The organism is Curtobacterium sp. MCPF17_051 (assembly GCF_003234595.1).
Taxonomy (GTDB): domain Bacteria; phylum Actinomycetota; class Actinomycetes; order Actinomycetales; family Microbacteriaceae; genus Curtobacterium; species Curtobacterium flaccumfaciens.
On the sequence record NZ_QKSE01000016.1, the window covers coordinates 84,322 to 98,245 of the forward strand.

Consider the following 13,924-nt stretch of genomic DNA (forward strand, 5'->3'; position numbering starts at 1 on the left):
CGATCCACGTGTCGAACGACTCGTGGTCTGTCGCCAGATGCACACGCATGCAATGCGGGTCAGACGAGGGCGAGTGTCCTGGTGACCGCGGCAGGGTGCTCGACGTGGGCGAAGTGCCCGCAGTCGTCGAGCAGCACCGTCCGGACCTGCGGCACGATCTCCCGCAGTGCCTCCAGGTCCGAGACCCGCGCGAACACGTCGTCGCGCCCGGCGATGGCGGTGACCGGACAGGACACCGACCGCCAGCGCTGGAGGTCGTACCCGCCCGCCGCCCGCGCCGCGTCGGTGAAGCGGGTCGGCCGGAGCTCCTCGACGAAGGCGTCGAGGACACTCGCGTCGAGCCGGCGCACGTGCGTGAAGACCGGCGCGGCGACGAGCGGCAGCAGCCCGACCCGCGCGAGTCCGCGGAGCATGCGCCCAGCGGCCTCACCGGTGACGGTGAGTCCTGCGCGTAGGAGCGTGAACGCCGGCAGGGTCCGGAGCCCCCGCAGCGGGTGACGGGCGGCGGCGGCGGTCGCGACCGTGGTGCCGGACACGAGGCCGACGGAGCGGACACGCTCGGGCGCCACGACGGCGAGGTGCATGCCGACGAACGCCCCCAGCGAGTGCCCGACGACGTCCACGCGGTGCACCCCGAGCGTGTCGAGGACGGTCGTCAGCGCCTCGGCGACGACGTCGAGGTCGAGCGGACCGTCCGGAGCCGGCGAGGACCCCCAGCCCGGCAGGTCCACGAGCACCAGCCCGCGGACGCCGACGCCCTGTGCGGCCTGCAGCAGCGGCGTCCACGTCGACCAGGAGCCGGCGACGCCGTGCAGCAGCAGGACGGGGTCCGGGCCGGCGCGGTGGTGCACCACGACGGGCCCGGTCGGGGCCTCCGCGACCGTGCGGGTCAGCCCCCAGGCGCCGGGCGTGACGCGCACCGGGTACGGGGCGTACGCATCAGCGGCGACGCCGTGACCACGTGGGTCGGTGTCGATGGCGTGCACCGGGCCTCCTGTCCGACCGTCGACGCGGACGCGTCCGTCAGGAGGGGTTCGGAACGCTAGCCGACGGGGACGGGTGCCGAGCAGGCGGCGAGCCGGTCGAGGGCCGCCTTGTACTCGGCGACGTCCCGCTGCAGGCCGGGCTCGGTGATGATCGAGGCCTTGATCCGACCCTGCACGTCGATGACGAAGGTCGCGCGCGTGGCGAAGCCCTTCTTCTCGAGGAACACGCCGTACTCCTTCGAGACCGCGCCGTGCGGCCAGAAGTCGGCGAGCAGCTCGAAGTCGTAGCCGTTCGTCTCGGCGAACGACCGGAGCGTCGCCTTCGAGTCGACCGAGATGCCGAGGAGCTCGATGCGCTGGTCCTGGAACATCGTGATGTTGTCCTGCAGGGTGCAGAGCTCGTTCGTGCAGCCGGACGAGAACGCCAGCGGGAAGAAGACGAGTGCGACCGGGCGGTTGCCGCGGAAGTCGCTGAGTCGGACGTGCTCTCCGAACTGGTTCGGGAGCTCGAAGTCCGGCGCGAGTGAGCCGATCTCCAGTGCCATCGCTACGTGTGCTTCTTCCTCGGGCGTGGGGTGTGCCCGTCGGGTCCGTGCGCCGCAGATCGCGTGTGCACGATCGGCCATGCTACGCCGACGACACGCGAATGCAAGCACCCGTCCACCTGCACGTCACCATCAGCATCAGCGTCGGTCCTGGGGCCTAGAGTGGACGGGGCCCCAGCCGGTCGCGACCCGACCACCGGAGCCACCATGTCCACCACCACGAGAACGAACGAGGTCAAGGGTGACGGTGAACGACCAGGACCCGTACAGCACCGGGGCGAACGACCAGGATCCGCAGGAGACCGCCGAATGGCGTGAGTCCCTCGACGGGCTGGTCCAGACCCACGGACACCAGCGCGGTCGCGAGATCATGCTGAGCCTGCTCAAGCGGTCCAAGGAACTGCACCTCGGTGTGCCGATGGTCCCGACGACGGACTACGTGAACACCATCGCGCCGGAGAACGAGCCGGAGTTCCCCGGCGACGAAGAGCTGGAGCGCCGGTACCGCCGCTGGATCCGCTGGAACGCGGCCATCACGGTGCACCGCGCGCAGCGTCCCGGCATCGCGGTCGGCGGGCACATCTCGACGTACGCGTCGAGCGCCGCGATGTACGAGGTCGGCTACAACCACTTCTTCCGCGCGCAGGACCACCCCTCCGGTGGCGACCAGGTCTTCTTCCAGGGCCACGCGTCCCCCGGCATGTACGCCCGCGCGTACATGGAAGGGCGCCTCTCCGAGGACCAGCTCGACGGGTTCCGGCAGGAGAAGTCGCACGCCGGCGGCGGCCTGTCGTCGTACCCGCACCCGCGCCTCATGCCGCACTTCTGGCAGTTCCCGACGGTGTCGATGGGCATCGGTCCGATCAACGCGATCTACCAGGCGCAGCAGGCCAAGTACCTGTCGAACCGCGGCATCAAGGACGCCATGGACCAGCAGGTCTGGGCGTTCCTGGGCGACGGCGAGATGGACGAGGTCGAGTCCCGCGGGCAGCTCCAGGTCGCCGCGAACGACGGCCTCGACAACCTGAACTTCGTCATCAACTGCAACCTGCAGCGACTCGACGGTCCGGTCCGTGGCAACGGCAAGATCATCCAGGAGCTCGAGGCGTTCTTCCGCGGTGCGGGCTGGAACGTCATCAAGGTCGTCTGGGGCCGCGAGTGGGACGACCTGCTCGCCCGTGACACCGAGGGCGCGCTCCTCAACCTGATGAACCAGACGCCGGACGGCGACTACCAGACGTACAAGGCCGAGAACGGTGCCTACGTGCGCGAGAACTTCTTCGGGCGCGACCCGAAGGCGCTCGAGCTCGTCAAGGACTACACCGACGACCAGATCTGGAACCTCAAGCGCGGTGGCCACGACTACCGCAAGGTCTACGCCGCGTTCAAGGCCGCGACCGAGCACAAGGGCCAGCCGACCGTCATCCTGGCGAAGACGGTCAAGGGCTACGGTCTCGGCCCGAGCTTCGAGGGCCGCAACGCGACCCACCAGATGAAGAAGCTCACGCTCGACAACCTCAAGCAGTTCCGCGACGAGATGCGCATCCCGATCTCCGACGCGCAGCTGGAGGAGAACCCCTACACGCCGCCGTACTACCACCCGGGCAACGACGACGAGGCGATCCAGTACATGCACGAGCGTCGTCGCGCGCTCGGTGGCTACGTGCCGGAACGTCGCACGAAGTACACGCAGTTCACGCTGCCGGACGACTCGAAGTACCAGGTCGTCAAGAAGGGCTCCGGCAAGCAGGAGGTCGCCACCACCATGGCGTTCGCGCGCCTGCTGAAGGACCTGCTGCGCTCGCCCGACTTCGGTGACCGCGTGGTCCCGATCATCCCGGACGAAGCACGCACGTTCGGCATGGACGCCTACTTCCCGTCGGCGAAGATCTACAACCCGAACGGCCAGCACTACACGTCGGTCGACCGCGAGCTCCTGTTGGCCTACAAGGAGAGCCCGCAGGGCCAGATCATCCACGTCGGCATCAACGAGGCGGGCGCCCTCGCGGCGTTCACCGCGGTCGGTACCTCGTACTCGACACAGGGCGAGCCGCTCATCCCGGTCTACGTCTTCTACTCGATGTTCGGGTTCCAGCGCACCGGCGACGCCATCTGGGCCGCTGGCGACCAGATGACCCGTGGCTTCATGATCGGCGCGACCGCCGGGCGCACCACGCTGACGGGCGAAGGTCTGCAGCACGCGGACGGCCACTCGCCGCTCCTCGCCACGACGAACCCGGCCGTCGTCTCGTACGACCCGGCGTACGGCTACGAGATCGGCCACATCGTCAAGGCCGGCCTCGACCGCATGTACGGCACGAACGAGGACGGCTCGCCGAAGCACGCCGACCCGAACGTCATGTACTACCTGACGGTCTACAACGAGCCGCTGGTCCAGCCGGCCGAGCCCGAGGGCGTCGACGTCGAGGGCATCCTCAAGGGGATGTACCTGCTCAAGCCGAGCGAGCACGACGGCCCGAAGGCCCAGCTGCTCGCGTCCGGTGTCGCCGTGCCGTGGATCCTCGAGGCGCAGCAGCTCCTCGCCGAGGACTGGGGCGTGTCGGCCGACGTCTGGAGCGTCACGAGCTGGGGTGAGCTGTACCGCGATGGTGTGGCCGCCGAGCAGCAGGCGTTCCTCAACCCGAACGAGCCGGCCCGCACGCCGTTCGTCACCGAGCGTCTGCTCGACACCGAGGGGCCGGTCGTCGCCGTGAGCGACTTCATGCACCTGGTGCAGGAGCAGATCCGCCCGTTCGTGCCGACCGACTACGCCACCCTCGGCGCCGACGGCTTCGGCTTCTCGGACACCCGTCCGGCCGCTCGCCGCTTCTTCCACATCGACGGCCCCTCGGTCGTCGTGCGGACGCTGCAGCAGCTCGCCCGCCAGGGCAAGGTCGACGGCGCGCTCGTCCAGCAGGCGATCGACAAGTACCGCCTGCACGACGTGACCGCCGGCACCACCGGCAGCGCGGGCGGCGAGAGCTGATCAACCCGTGACGACGGTCCGCCCGGACCACGAGAGCCAGGAGAGCGCGCGCGAGCGTGCGCTCTCCTGGCTCCGTCAGGTGTCCGGAGAACTCTCCACCGCGACGATCAAACGGCTCGAGGACACGCTCCCCTGGTACAGCGAGATGCCGCCGGGGCGTCGCTCCGCCGTGGGCCTCGTCGCCCAGGCCGGCATCACCTCGTTCATCAGCTGGCTCGAGGGCACCGCGTCGACGCCGTGGATCGCCGCAGCCGACGTCTTCGGGTCCGCCCCGCGGGAACTCCTGCGCTCGGTGAGCCTGCAGCAGACACTGCAGCTCATCCGCGTCGTGGTGACCGTGGTCGAGGAACGCGCCGCCGACGACGAGATGCTGCAGGAGGCGATCCTCAAGTACTCCCGCGACATCGCGTTCGCCGCCGCGGACGTCTACGCCCGCGCGGCCGAGGCCCGTGGCCTGTGGGATGCCCGGCTCGAAGCGCTCGTGGTCGACTCGATCCTCTCCGGCGAGTACGACGACGAACTGCCGTCCCGCATCGCCGCCCTCGGGTGGCACGGCCACGGCGAGGTCGCGGTGCTCGTCGGCACCGCACCGAAGCAGCTCGAGGTCGACCAGGTCCGCCGTACCGCACGGCACATGGACGCCGACGTGCTGGTCGGGGTCCAGGGATCGCGGCTCGTCGTGGTGATCGGCCGCGCCACCCCGCGCGACGACGTCCCCGAGGGCGAGGAGCCCGTCTCCTTCACGACCATCGCGCAGGCCCTCGAACCGCTGTTCGGCGAGGGCCACCTGGTGCTCGGCAACGAGGTCCCCGGCGTCGTCGACGCGTCGACCAGCGCGAAGGCCGCCCTCGCCGGGTTCGCCGTCGCGCGTGCCTGGCGCGGCGTGCCCCGCCCGGCCCTGGCCGACGACCTGCTGCCCGAACGAGCCCTGGCCGGCGACCCGCTCGCCCGGTCGGCCCTGGTGCAGCGCATCTACGTCCCGCTCAAGGACCAGTCCACCGAGCTCCTGCAGACGCTGTGGTGCTACCTGGACACCGGCCGCTCGCTCGAGGCCACGGCGCGCGAGCTCTTCGTGCACCCGAACACCGTGCGCTACCGCCTGCGCCGGGTCGCCGACATCATCGGGTGGGACGCCACGCACGCGCGCGACGCCCTGATCGTGCAGTCGGCGCTCATCCTCGGCGCGATGTCCGAGTCCGCAACCGGACGCCGCCGCATCACCCCACGGCGGTAGCGCGCCCCGGCGCTGGAGCACCCCACGGCGGTAGCGCACCCCGCGCTGGAGCGCCCCGTGGCAGATCGCCAGCCGGCCGAACCTGCCGGACGGTAGAGACCCGACAATGTCGCGCGGGGATTCGTGTGGGAAGTCCACACGGGCCCCGCGGGGCGAGAACGCGAGGATTGTCCGGTGATCGTCGTCGTCGCGCCCGGACAGGGCTCCCAGACCCCCGGCTTCCTCGCCCCCTGGCTCGAGGACGCCGCCGTTCGTGAACGAGTCGGGCAGTGGTCGGAGTCGATCGGCGTCGACCTCGCCGAGCACGGCACGAACTCCGACGCGGACACCATCAAGGACACCGCGCTCGCACAGCCCCTCATCGTCGCCGCCGGCCTGGTGACCGCCGACGCACTGCTCGCCGAGGGCCGTCGTGCCCTGGTGGGCGGGGTCGCCGGACACTCGGTGGGCGAGTTCACCGCCGCCGCGGTCGCCGGTATCCTCGAGCCGACCGACGCCGTCGCCCTGGTCGCCGAGCGCGGCCGGGCCATGGCTGACGCCGCAGCGCTCGAGCCCACCTCGATGGCCGCCGTCCTCGGTGGCGACGCCGACGCCGTGACCGCAGCCCTCGCCGAGCACGGCCTGGTGCCCGCGAACCACAACGGTGGCGGCCAGACCGTCGTCGCCGGTGCGGCCGACGCCATCGCGGCCCTCGCCGCCGACCCGCCCGCGAAGGCCCGAGTGATCCCGCTCGCCGTGGCCGGTGCGTTCCACACGCGGTACATGGCCCCCGCCGTCGAGCGGGTCGCCCCGGTCGCGGCGACCGCCACGGTGCAGGACCCGACCCTGCCGATCTGGACGAACGCCGACGGCTCCCGGGTCGACGACGGTCGCCGCTTCGTCGACCTGATGGTCCAGCAGATCGCGAACCCCGTGCACTGGGACGCGGTCATGGAGTCCTTCTCCACCGCCGGCGTGACCGGCATCATCGAGCTCGCACCCGCCGGTGCCCTCGTCGGCCTCGCGAAGCGCGGCCTCCGCGGCACGCCGACCGTCGCCATCAAGACCCCCGACGACCTGCCTGCGGCGATCGACCTGCTGCAGCGCGCGGGCCAGGAAGCAAACGCAACCGCATGACCGACCCGACCACCCCGACGGACGCCCCCACGGGCCTCCCGACCGGGTCCGCGCGCCCGCTGCTCCAGCAGCGCCGCGGCCACGAGTTCACCCGGATCCTGGCGTTCGGCGCCGCCCGCGGCGAGACCGTCGTGCCGAACGACGACCTCGTCGGCCCGATCGACTCGTCCGACGAGTGGATCCGGCAGCGCACCGGCATCATCACCCGCAAGCGAGCCGGCAAGGACGTCGAGGCCGTCGACCTCGCCGAGGCCGCCGCGCGCGAGGCCATCGAGAAGGCCGGCATCGAGCCGTCCCAGATCGGCGTCGTGCTCGTGAGCACCGTCACGCACACGGTCGCGACCCCGTCGATGGCGTCGCTGCTCGCCGAGCGCATCGGCGCCACCCCGGCCGCCGCGTACGACATCAGCGCCGCCTGCGCCGGGTACGCCTACGGCATCGCCCAGGCCGACTCGTTCATCAAGTCCGGGCTCGCCGACCACGTGCTGGTCGTCGGGGCCGAGAAGCTCAGCGACGTCGTCGACCCGACCGACCGCTCGATCTCGTTCCTGCTCGGGGACGGTGCCGGCGCCGCCGTGGTCGGCCCGAGCGACTTCCCGGGCATCGCCCCCACCATCTGGGGTTCCGACGGCTCGAAGTGGGACGCCATCGGCATGACCGCGACCTACAACGAGTGGGAGGCCGGCGCACCGCGTCCGACCATGCGCCAGGCCGGGCAGACGGTGTTCCGCTGGGCCGTCTGGGAGATGGTCAAGGTCGCCCGCCAGGCGCTCGAGACCGCCGGGGTCCGCCCCGAGGACCTCGCCGCCTTCGTGCCGCACCAGGCGAACATCCGCATCATCGACGAGTTCGCCAAGCAGCTCGGCCTGCCCGAGACGGTGACGATCGCCCGCGACATCACCACCACCGGCAACACCTCCGCCGCGAGCATCCCGCTCGCCACGCACCGCCTGCTCGAGGAGCACCCGGACCTGTCGGGCGGCCTCGCCCTGCAGATCGGTTTCGGCGCCGGACTCGTCTTCGGCGCGCAGGTGGTCGTCCTCCCCTGATCCCCGCCCGGTCGCGCAACCGCGCGCCCGGTCCCCATCCCGACGAGCCTCCGCGCACCCGGACCCCGCGTGCCCTAGGCTGGTCAACGGTCAAACGACACCCCCCTTCAAGGAGAACACTCATGGCCCTGTCCAACGAAGAAGTCCTCGCCGGCCTGGCCGAGCTGATCAACGACGAGACCGGTATCGCCACCGACACCGTCGCCGCCGACAAGTCCTTCACGGACGACCTCGACATCGACTCCATCTCGATGATGACCATCGTGGTCAACGCCGAGGAGAAGTTCGACGTGAAGATCCCGGACGAAGAGGTCAAGAACCTCAAGACCGTGGGCAACGCGGTCGACTACATCGTCAAGGCCCAGGCCTGACACGAGCTTCCTGAGCGCCGCGGCCCGCGGACCCCTGCGGGCCACGGCGCTCATCTTGTTCACCCCAACGAAAGAACACGTCGTCCCATGACCAAGAAGACCGTCGTCGTCACCGGGATCGGTGCGATCTCACCCCTCGCCGCGACCGCCCCGGACACCTGGGACGCGCTGCTCGCCGGCAAGTCCGGCATCACCCGCATCGAGGACCCCCGCTACGCCGAGCTCGAACTCCCCGTGGAGTTCGCCGGCCAGGCGCGCCGGTTCCTCACCGACCAGCTCACCCGCCCCGAGTCGAAGCGCCTCGACCCCTCGTCGCAGCTGTCGCTCGTCGCGGCGCGCGAGGCCTGGGCCGACGCCGGGATCGACGACGAGTCAGTCGTGCCCGAACGCCTGATCGTCGACTGGGCGACCGGCATCGGCGGCGTGAACACGCTGCTCGACGCCTGGGACACCCTGCGCGAGAAGGGCCCGCGTCGCGTCCTGCCGATGACGGTCCCGATGCTCATGGCGAACGGCCCCGCCGCCGCCATCGAGATGGAGTTCGGTGCCCGTGGCGGCGCCCGCACCTACCTGTCCGCCTGCGCGTCCTCGACCGAGTCGCTGGCCGAGGCGTACCGGCACATCGCCGACGGCGACGCCGACATCGTCATCACCGGTGGCGCCGAAGCCGCGCTGCACCCGCTCCCGCTGGCCGCGTTCGCCGCGATGCAGGCCCTGTCGCGCCGCAACGACTCCCCCGAGACCGCCTCGCGTCCGTACGACGTCACGCGTGACGGCTTCGTGCTCGGTGACGGCGCCGCGGCGCTCATCCTCGAGTCGAAGGAGCACGCGGAAGCCCGCGGCGCGACCATCTACGCCGAGGTCGCCGGTGCCGGCATCACCTCGGACGCCTTCCACATCACCGCGCCGGACCCCGAGGGCAGTGCCGCCGCCCGTGCGGTCCTGCAGGCACTCGAGCACGCCGACGCCAGCCGCGAGGACGTCGTGCACGTCAACGCGCACGCCACCTCGACGCCCGTCGGCGACGTCGCCGAGTACCACGCGATGCGCCGGGTCTTCGGCGACCACCTGGACGACGTCGTGGTGTCCGCGACCAAGGCCTCCACGGGGCACCTGCTCGGTGGTGCCGGAGCGATCGAGGCGGTCTTCACCGTCCTCGCACTGCACAACCGCGTCGCCCCGCCGACGATCAACCTGCACGACCAGGACCCGGAGATCGTCATGGACGTGGCCCGCGAGCCGCGTGCGCTGCCCGAGGGCGACCTGCTCGCGGTCAGCAACTCGTTCGGCTTCGGCGGCCACAACGCCGTGGTCGCGTTCCGCAGCGTCTGATCCGTCGCACCCTGCCAGGAGGCCCGTCCCGCGTCGTCGGGGCGGGCCTGCCGTCGTTCCGGTGGTCGGGTCAGCCGACGCGGTGCAGCCAGACGACCGGGTTGCCCTCGGCCGCGTGGCGGAAGGGCTCGAGCTCGTCGTCCCAGGCCTGACCGAGGGCGAGTCGGAGCTCACGGTGCAGCTCGAGGGCGTTGCTGCCCGCGACCTCCATCGCGTAGCGCACCCGGTCCTCGGGGATGACCATGTTGCCCGTGACGTCGGTCTGTGCGTAGAACACACCGAGGTCGGGCGTGTGCATCCAGCGGCCGCCGTCCGAGGCGCTCGTCGGCTCCTCGGTGACCTCGTACCGCAGGTGTTCCCACCCGCGCAGGGCCGATGCGATCGCGGCACCGGCACCCACCGCACCGGTCCACGTGTACTCGGTCCGGCGCGCACCGTCCTGTGCGGGCTGGTCGAGCCACGAGAAGTTCACGGCGCGGTTCATCGCGCGACCTGCTGCCCATTCGACGTGCGGGCAGAGCGCGCGGGGTGAGGAGTGCACGTAGAGCACTCCTGTCGTCGTTCCGTTCACGGTTCCTCCGATACGTCAGGTGCGACTTCCCCATCGACCTGGTGCGGAGGATCCTGACCCGGGGGCCACGGAACCATCGGTATGCGATTGTGATGTCCCGACGGGACACGCCCATTATGCAGCGCCACGCCTGGGAACGGCAAGGACCCGAACAGATCAGCGCCACGACGACCCGTCAGTGCAGAACGGCACCGCTCGCGTCGACCGGGTGCCGCTCCCCCGCCGTGATCGGTACCGGGACGCGGTTGTCCTCCGGTGGGATCGGGCACGCGTACTGGTACGAGAACGCGCACGGTGGCAGGACCAGCCGGTTCCAGTCGAGCTCGACCATGGCCTCGGCGCCGGGGTCGTCGAGGTACAGGAACCGCCCCATCGAGTAGGTGCTGCCCGGGTCGTCCTCGGGCAGGGCACTCGTGGCGTCCTGCACGATGAGCTGCAGCCGCGCGGCTCCGCGGTGGGCAGCCGACCGGACGGCGACGAAGCGCACCGTGGCACCACCCACGACGGTCTCGACGTGTCCGGCGACCGGCAGGGCGTCGCCGGCGGCATCACGGACGCTGCCACGGGCCTCCGGGGCGTCCCCGACCAGCGGGACGTACGTACCGGACGTCACCCAGTCGCCGGACCACGCGAAGCGGGCGATCTGCGCGAAGCGGGCGATCGCCTCGGACGACGGGTCCCAGACGCGCAGGGTGTCGCCGCTGACGGTGCCGGCGAGGCCGTCCGGCAGCGCGACGGTCGACGGCACGACGGCGGTGTCCCCGGCCACCAGGACCGTGCCGTCGACCGGGACGCCGTCGACGACGACGCCGTCCGGTGCCTCGGCGGTCACGGTGAGTCCGCCGACGGCCGGGGCCCACGTCCCGGGGACCGGCCAGACCGGCTGCGGGTGGTCGACGTGCTGGGCGTTCACCAGGGCGAGCGGCCCACGGGCACTGCGCGCCCAGCGGTCACGGTCGTGGACGTGCTCCGCGAAGGCGGCGACGACCGCGTCGTCGGGTGCGCCGGCGCCGCTCGTCACGCCTGCTCCTGGCGGGGGTAGATGACCTTCTGCACGATGATGATGACCGACGCCGCGACGGGCAGCGCCACGAGCGCGCCGAGCACGCCGCCGATCGTGCCGCCCGCGACCGCCGCGATGACCACGAGGGCGCCGGGCACCTGGACGGCCCGCGACATGATGCGCGGCGAGATCAGGTAGGCCTCGACCTGCATGTAGACCAGGTAGTAGATGCCCGAGAACAGGGCGGTGGCCGGCGACGCGAAGAAGCAGAGGAGCGAGATCACGATCGCGGCGGCCAGCGTGCCGACCAGCGGGATCAGCGAGCCGAGGAACGCGATGAACGCGAGCAGCACGGGCAGCGGCGCACCGATGATGAGCAGGAAGATGAAGCTCAGGATGCCGTTGATGAGCGCCTGCGACACCTGCCCGACGACGTACCGGCCGACCGCCTGCGTGATCTGCTCGCTCACGTCGATGAAGTTCTGGCGACGCGACGCCGGGACGAACCGGTAGGCCGCGCGCTTCATGCCCCGCATCGACGCGAGGAAGTAGAGCATCAGGATGATGACGATGAGCGCCCCGGTGACCCCGGACAGGATCCCGCTGCCGACCGCCAGGATCCCGCCGCCGACGCTGAGCAGGTTGCCCGGCTTCTCGACGAAGGACTGCAGCGACTGCAGCGCGTGGTCGATGTCGAACGACCCGGCGAACTGCTTCGACAGGTCCTGCACCCACGGCTGCTGCGAGATGTCCTGCACGATCTCGGGGAAGTTCTGGACCAGGTTCGAGGTCTGCTCCACCAGGATCGGGACGACGGCGAAGACGATGCCGGCGAAGGCCCCGAGGACGACCACGACGACGATCGTGATGGCGGACCAGCGCGGGATGATCCGCTCCAGGAACGACACGAGGGGGTCGATGCCGAGCGCCAGGAACAGCGCGACCCCGATGTAGACCAGGACCGTGCTCAGCTCGTTGATGATCGACCCGGCGAGCAGCGCGACGAGCACCCCGATCGCGCCCATGAACCCGATGCGGAAGGCGTTCACGCGCACGCCGGTACCGCCACGGGTCACCTCGAAGGTGACGTTCGGTGTCGGTGCGTGGTCGTCCTGCGACGTGTCGCGCTTCCTTGGCATGTGCACGTAGGGCGGGCGGGACTCGAACCCGCGGATCGTTCGGTTATGAGCCGACTGCCTTGACCAGCTTGGCTACCGCCCCTCGCCGGAGACCCTCAGGCCACCGGCTCACCACGATACAGCGACTCGAACGTCGACAGCGTGCGGTTGATGTCGTGTGCCTCGATCATGGCCAGACTGCGTTCCCGCATCGCCACGTACGCCGACTCGGGCGCGGTGAGCACCGTCGTGAGCTTCGCCGCCAGGTCGTCCACGTCGCCCGGGGTGAACAGGTACCCGTTGCCGTCGATCAGGTGCGGCAGCGCCATCGAGTCGGCGGCGACGACGGGCAGACCCGAGGCCATCCCCTCGAGCGAGGAGATGCTCTGCAGTTCCGCCGTGGACGGCATCGCGAACACCGTCGCGTTGGTCAGAGCCTCCTGCTTGCGCTCGTCGGAGACGAAGCCCAGGAACCGCACGCGGTCCTCGAGCCCGAGTTCCTTCGCCAACGCGGTGAGCTTCGGGATCATCTCGCCGTCGCCGACGATGGTCAGCGTCGCGGACAGCTCGGCGGGCAGCAGCGCCACCGCGCGGACCAGCACGTCGAGGTTCTTCTCGGGGGCCACACGACCGACGAACACGATGTCGTTGTTGACCGGGCGTCCCTCGCGCGCCACGTACCGGGACGCGTCGATGCCGCACGAGATCGCGAGGACCTGCTGCCCGGCGATGGCCTTCCGCAGGTAGTCGGCGGCCAGGTTCGTCGGCGTCGTGATGGTGTCGGCCAGCCGGTAGGTCTTGGCGGCGTCGCTCCACGCGATCTTCAGCGCGAGGGGCAGCGTCCACTTGCCGAACGGCGTGTACTCGAGCAGGTTCTCCGGCATGAAGTGGTTCGTCGCGATGACCCGGATGCCGCGGTCGTTCGCCTCGTGCACGATGCCGCGGCCGATGACCACGTGCGACTGGATGTGCAGCACGTCGGGCTTGACGGCGTCGAGGATCGGGCCGGTCCACTTCCGGACGCTCCACGGCCACACGAAGCGCAGCCACGGGTGCAGCGGCCACTTGTACGACTTCAGGCGGTGCACGACGAGCGTGACGCCGTGGTGCTCCTCGTCGAAGGTGCCGTACTGGCGGCTCGAGGCCGGGGCCACGACGTGCACCTCGTGCCCGCGCTCGGCAAGTCCGACGGCGAGCTGCTCGGCGAAGGTGGCGGCGCCGTTGACGTCGGGCGCGAAGGTGTCCGCTGCGATCAGCACGCGCAACGGTCGGTGACCGCCCGTCGCACCCGTCGGTCCGGCGGTGGCGGTGGTGGCGTCTCCTGACACGGCTGAGGTCGTCCTCTCGTGGGCGATGGCTGGTCGGCAGTGACGCTATCGCACCAGGATCGACGGTCGCGTCAGCCGCGCGGATGAGGGCGGCGACCTCCGGGCGCGCGGTGAGTGCACCACCGGTTGCGCGGCGAGTGCAGCGCCGCGTGTGCGCCGGTCGCCCGCGTCGGCCGGCGTCAGGCCCGGGTCTGCGGGTGGTGCTTGGCGAGCAGGAACACCCCGGTGATGGCGATGCCCGCGGCGACCACGAACCCAGCCACCGCGAACAACGGCGCCCCCGAG

At 70.8% G+C, this 13,924-nt stretch carries 12 protein-coding genes and 1 tRNA gene; 6 read left to right on the top strand and 7 right to left on the bottom strand.

The features are described from left to right. Positions 1–59 precede the first annotated feature (59 nt). Together DEJ35_RS13440 and DEJ35_RS13445 are read right to left on the bottom strand one after the other, a co-directional pair. Entirely contained in the window at positions 60–986 is a 927-nt protein-coding gene (locus DEJ35_RS13440) for an alpha/beta fold hydrolase (protein WP_181435585.1), read from the bottom strand. A gap of 56 nt (positions 987–1,042) precedes the next feature. Continuing rightward, on the bottom strand, positions 1,043–1,531 hold the full coding sequence (locus tag DEJ35_RS13445) for a peroxiredoxin (protein ID WP_110862105.1): 489 nt from the start codon (positions 1,529–1,531) through the stop codon (positions 1,043–1,045). Positions 1,532–1,772: 241 nt separating this feature from the next. On the opposite strand from DEJ35_RS13445, the gene aceE reads away from it, so the two are divergent. From aceE to DEJ35_RS13475, 6 genes are all read left to right on the top strand, one after another. After that, the gene (aceE, locus tag DEJ35_RS13450) at positions 1,773–4,517 is read left to right on the top strand and encodes a pyruvate dehydrogenase (acetyl-transferring), homodimeric type (protein WP_110862103.1); all 2,745 of its coding nucleotides are present in this window, start codon (positions 1,773–1,775) and stop codon (positions 4,515–4,517) included. Positions 4,518–4,524: 7 nt separating this feature from the next. Then, a complete protein-coding gene (locus DEJ35_RS13455) occupies positions 4,525–5,751 on the top strand; it encodes a CdaR family transcriptional regulator (RefSeq protein WP_027465341.1) in 1,227 nt (408 codons plus the stop codon). Positions 5,752–5,925: 174 nt separating this feature from the next. After that, positions 5,926–6,867: an ACP S-malonyltransferase gene (locus tag DEJ35_RS13460; RefSeq protein WP_110862101.1), complete on the top strand. Its 942-nt coding sequence runs from the start codon at positions 5,926–5,928 to the stop codon at positions 6,865–6,867. Then, positions 6,864–7,916: a beta-ketoacyl-ACP synthase III gene (locus DEJ35_RS13465; RefSeq protein ID WP_258369938.1), complete on the top strand. Its 1,053-nt coding sequence runs from the start codon at positions 6,864–6,866 to the stop codon at positions 7,914–7,916. Before DEJ35_RS13460 ends, DEJ35_RS13465 begins: the two co-directional genes overlap by 4 nt. A 122-nt stretch (positions 7,917–8,038) precedes the next feature. Beyond that, entirely contained in the window at positions 8,039–8,287 is a 249-nt protein-coding gene (locus tag DEJ35_RS13470; RefSeq protein ID WP_017886710.1) for an acyl carrier protein, read from the top strand. Positions 8,288–8,374: 87 nt separating this feature from the next. After that, positions 8,375–9,619: a beta-ketoacyl synthase gene (locus DEJ35_RS13475; RefSeq protein ID WP_110862099.1), complete on the top strand. Its 1,245-nt coding sequence runs from the start codon at positions 8,375–8,377 to the stop codon at positions 9,617–9,619. 70 nt (positions 9,620–9,689) lie between these two features. On the opposite strand, the gene DEJ35_RS13480 is transcribed toward DEJ35_RS13475, so the two are convergent. The 5 genes from DEJ35_RS13480 to DEJ35_RS13500 all read right to left on the bottom strand — a co-directional run bounded on the left by DEJ35_RS13480 (position 9,690) and on the right by DEJ35_RS13500 (position 13,639). Further along, positions 9,690–10,190: a DUF3145 domain-containing protein gene (locus DEJ35_RS13480; RefSeq protein ID WP_027465337.1), complete on the bottom strand. Its 501-nt coding sequence runs from the start codon at positions 10,188–10,190 to the stop codon at positions 9,690–9,692. Positions 10,191–10,365: 175 nt separating this feature from the next. After that, entirely contained in the window at positions 10,366–11,211 is an 846-nt protein-coding gene (locus DEJ35_RS13485) for a DUF1684 domain-containing protein (protein ID WP_111192937.1), read from the bottom strand. After that, complete coding sequence (locus tag DEJ35_RS13490; protein WP_173033412.1) at positions 11,208–12,332, bottom strand: AI-2E family transporter; 1,125 nt, start codon at positions 12,330–12,332, stop codon at positions 11,208–11,210. The genes DEJ35_RS13485 and DEJ35_RS13490 overlap by 4 nt, the downstream gene beginning before the upstream one ends. Positions 12,333–12,339: 7 nt before the next feature. Continuing rightward, positions 12,340–12,414, bottom strand: a tRNA-Ile gene (locus tag DEJ35_RS13495). Positions 12,415–12,427: 13 nt separating this feature from the next. Beyond that, complete coding sequence (locus DEJ35_RS13500; RefSeq protein ID WP_110862095.1) at positions 12,428–13,639, bottom strand: glycosyltransferase; 1,212 nt, start codon at positions 13,637–13,639, stop codon at positions 12,428–12,430. Positions 13,640–13,924 lie beyond the last annotated feature (285 nt).

What these genes read in the sequence shown, in the direction of transcription:
- DEJ35_RS13465 (WP_258369938.1), top strand. Translation starts at nt 6,864, where the DNA reads ATGACCGACCCGACCACCCCGACGGACGCCCCCACGGGCCTCCCGACC.
- DEJ35_RS13470 (WP_017886710.1), top strand. Translation starts at nt 8,039, where the DNA reads ATGGCCCTGTCCAACGAAGAAGTCCTCGCCGGCCTGGCCGAGCTGATC.
- DEJ35_RS13445 (WP_110862105.1), bottom strand. Translation starts at nt 1,531, where the DNA reads ATGGCACTGGAGATCGGCTCACTCGCGCCGGACTTCGAGCTCCCGAAC.
- DEJ35_RS13490 (WP_173033412.1), bottom strand. Translation starts at nt 12,332, where the DNA reads ATGCCAAGGAAGCGCGACACGTCGCAGGACGACCACGCACCGACACCG.
- DEJ35_RS13475 (WP_110862099.1), top strand. Translation starts at nt 8,375, where the DNA reads ATGACCAAGAAGACCGTCGTCGTCACCGGGATCGGTGCGATCTCACCC.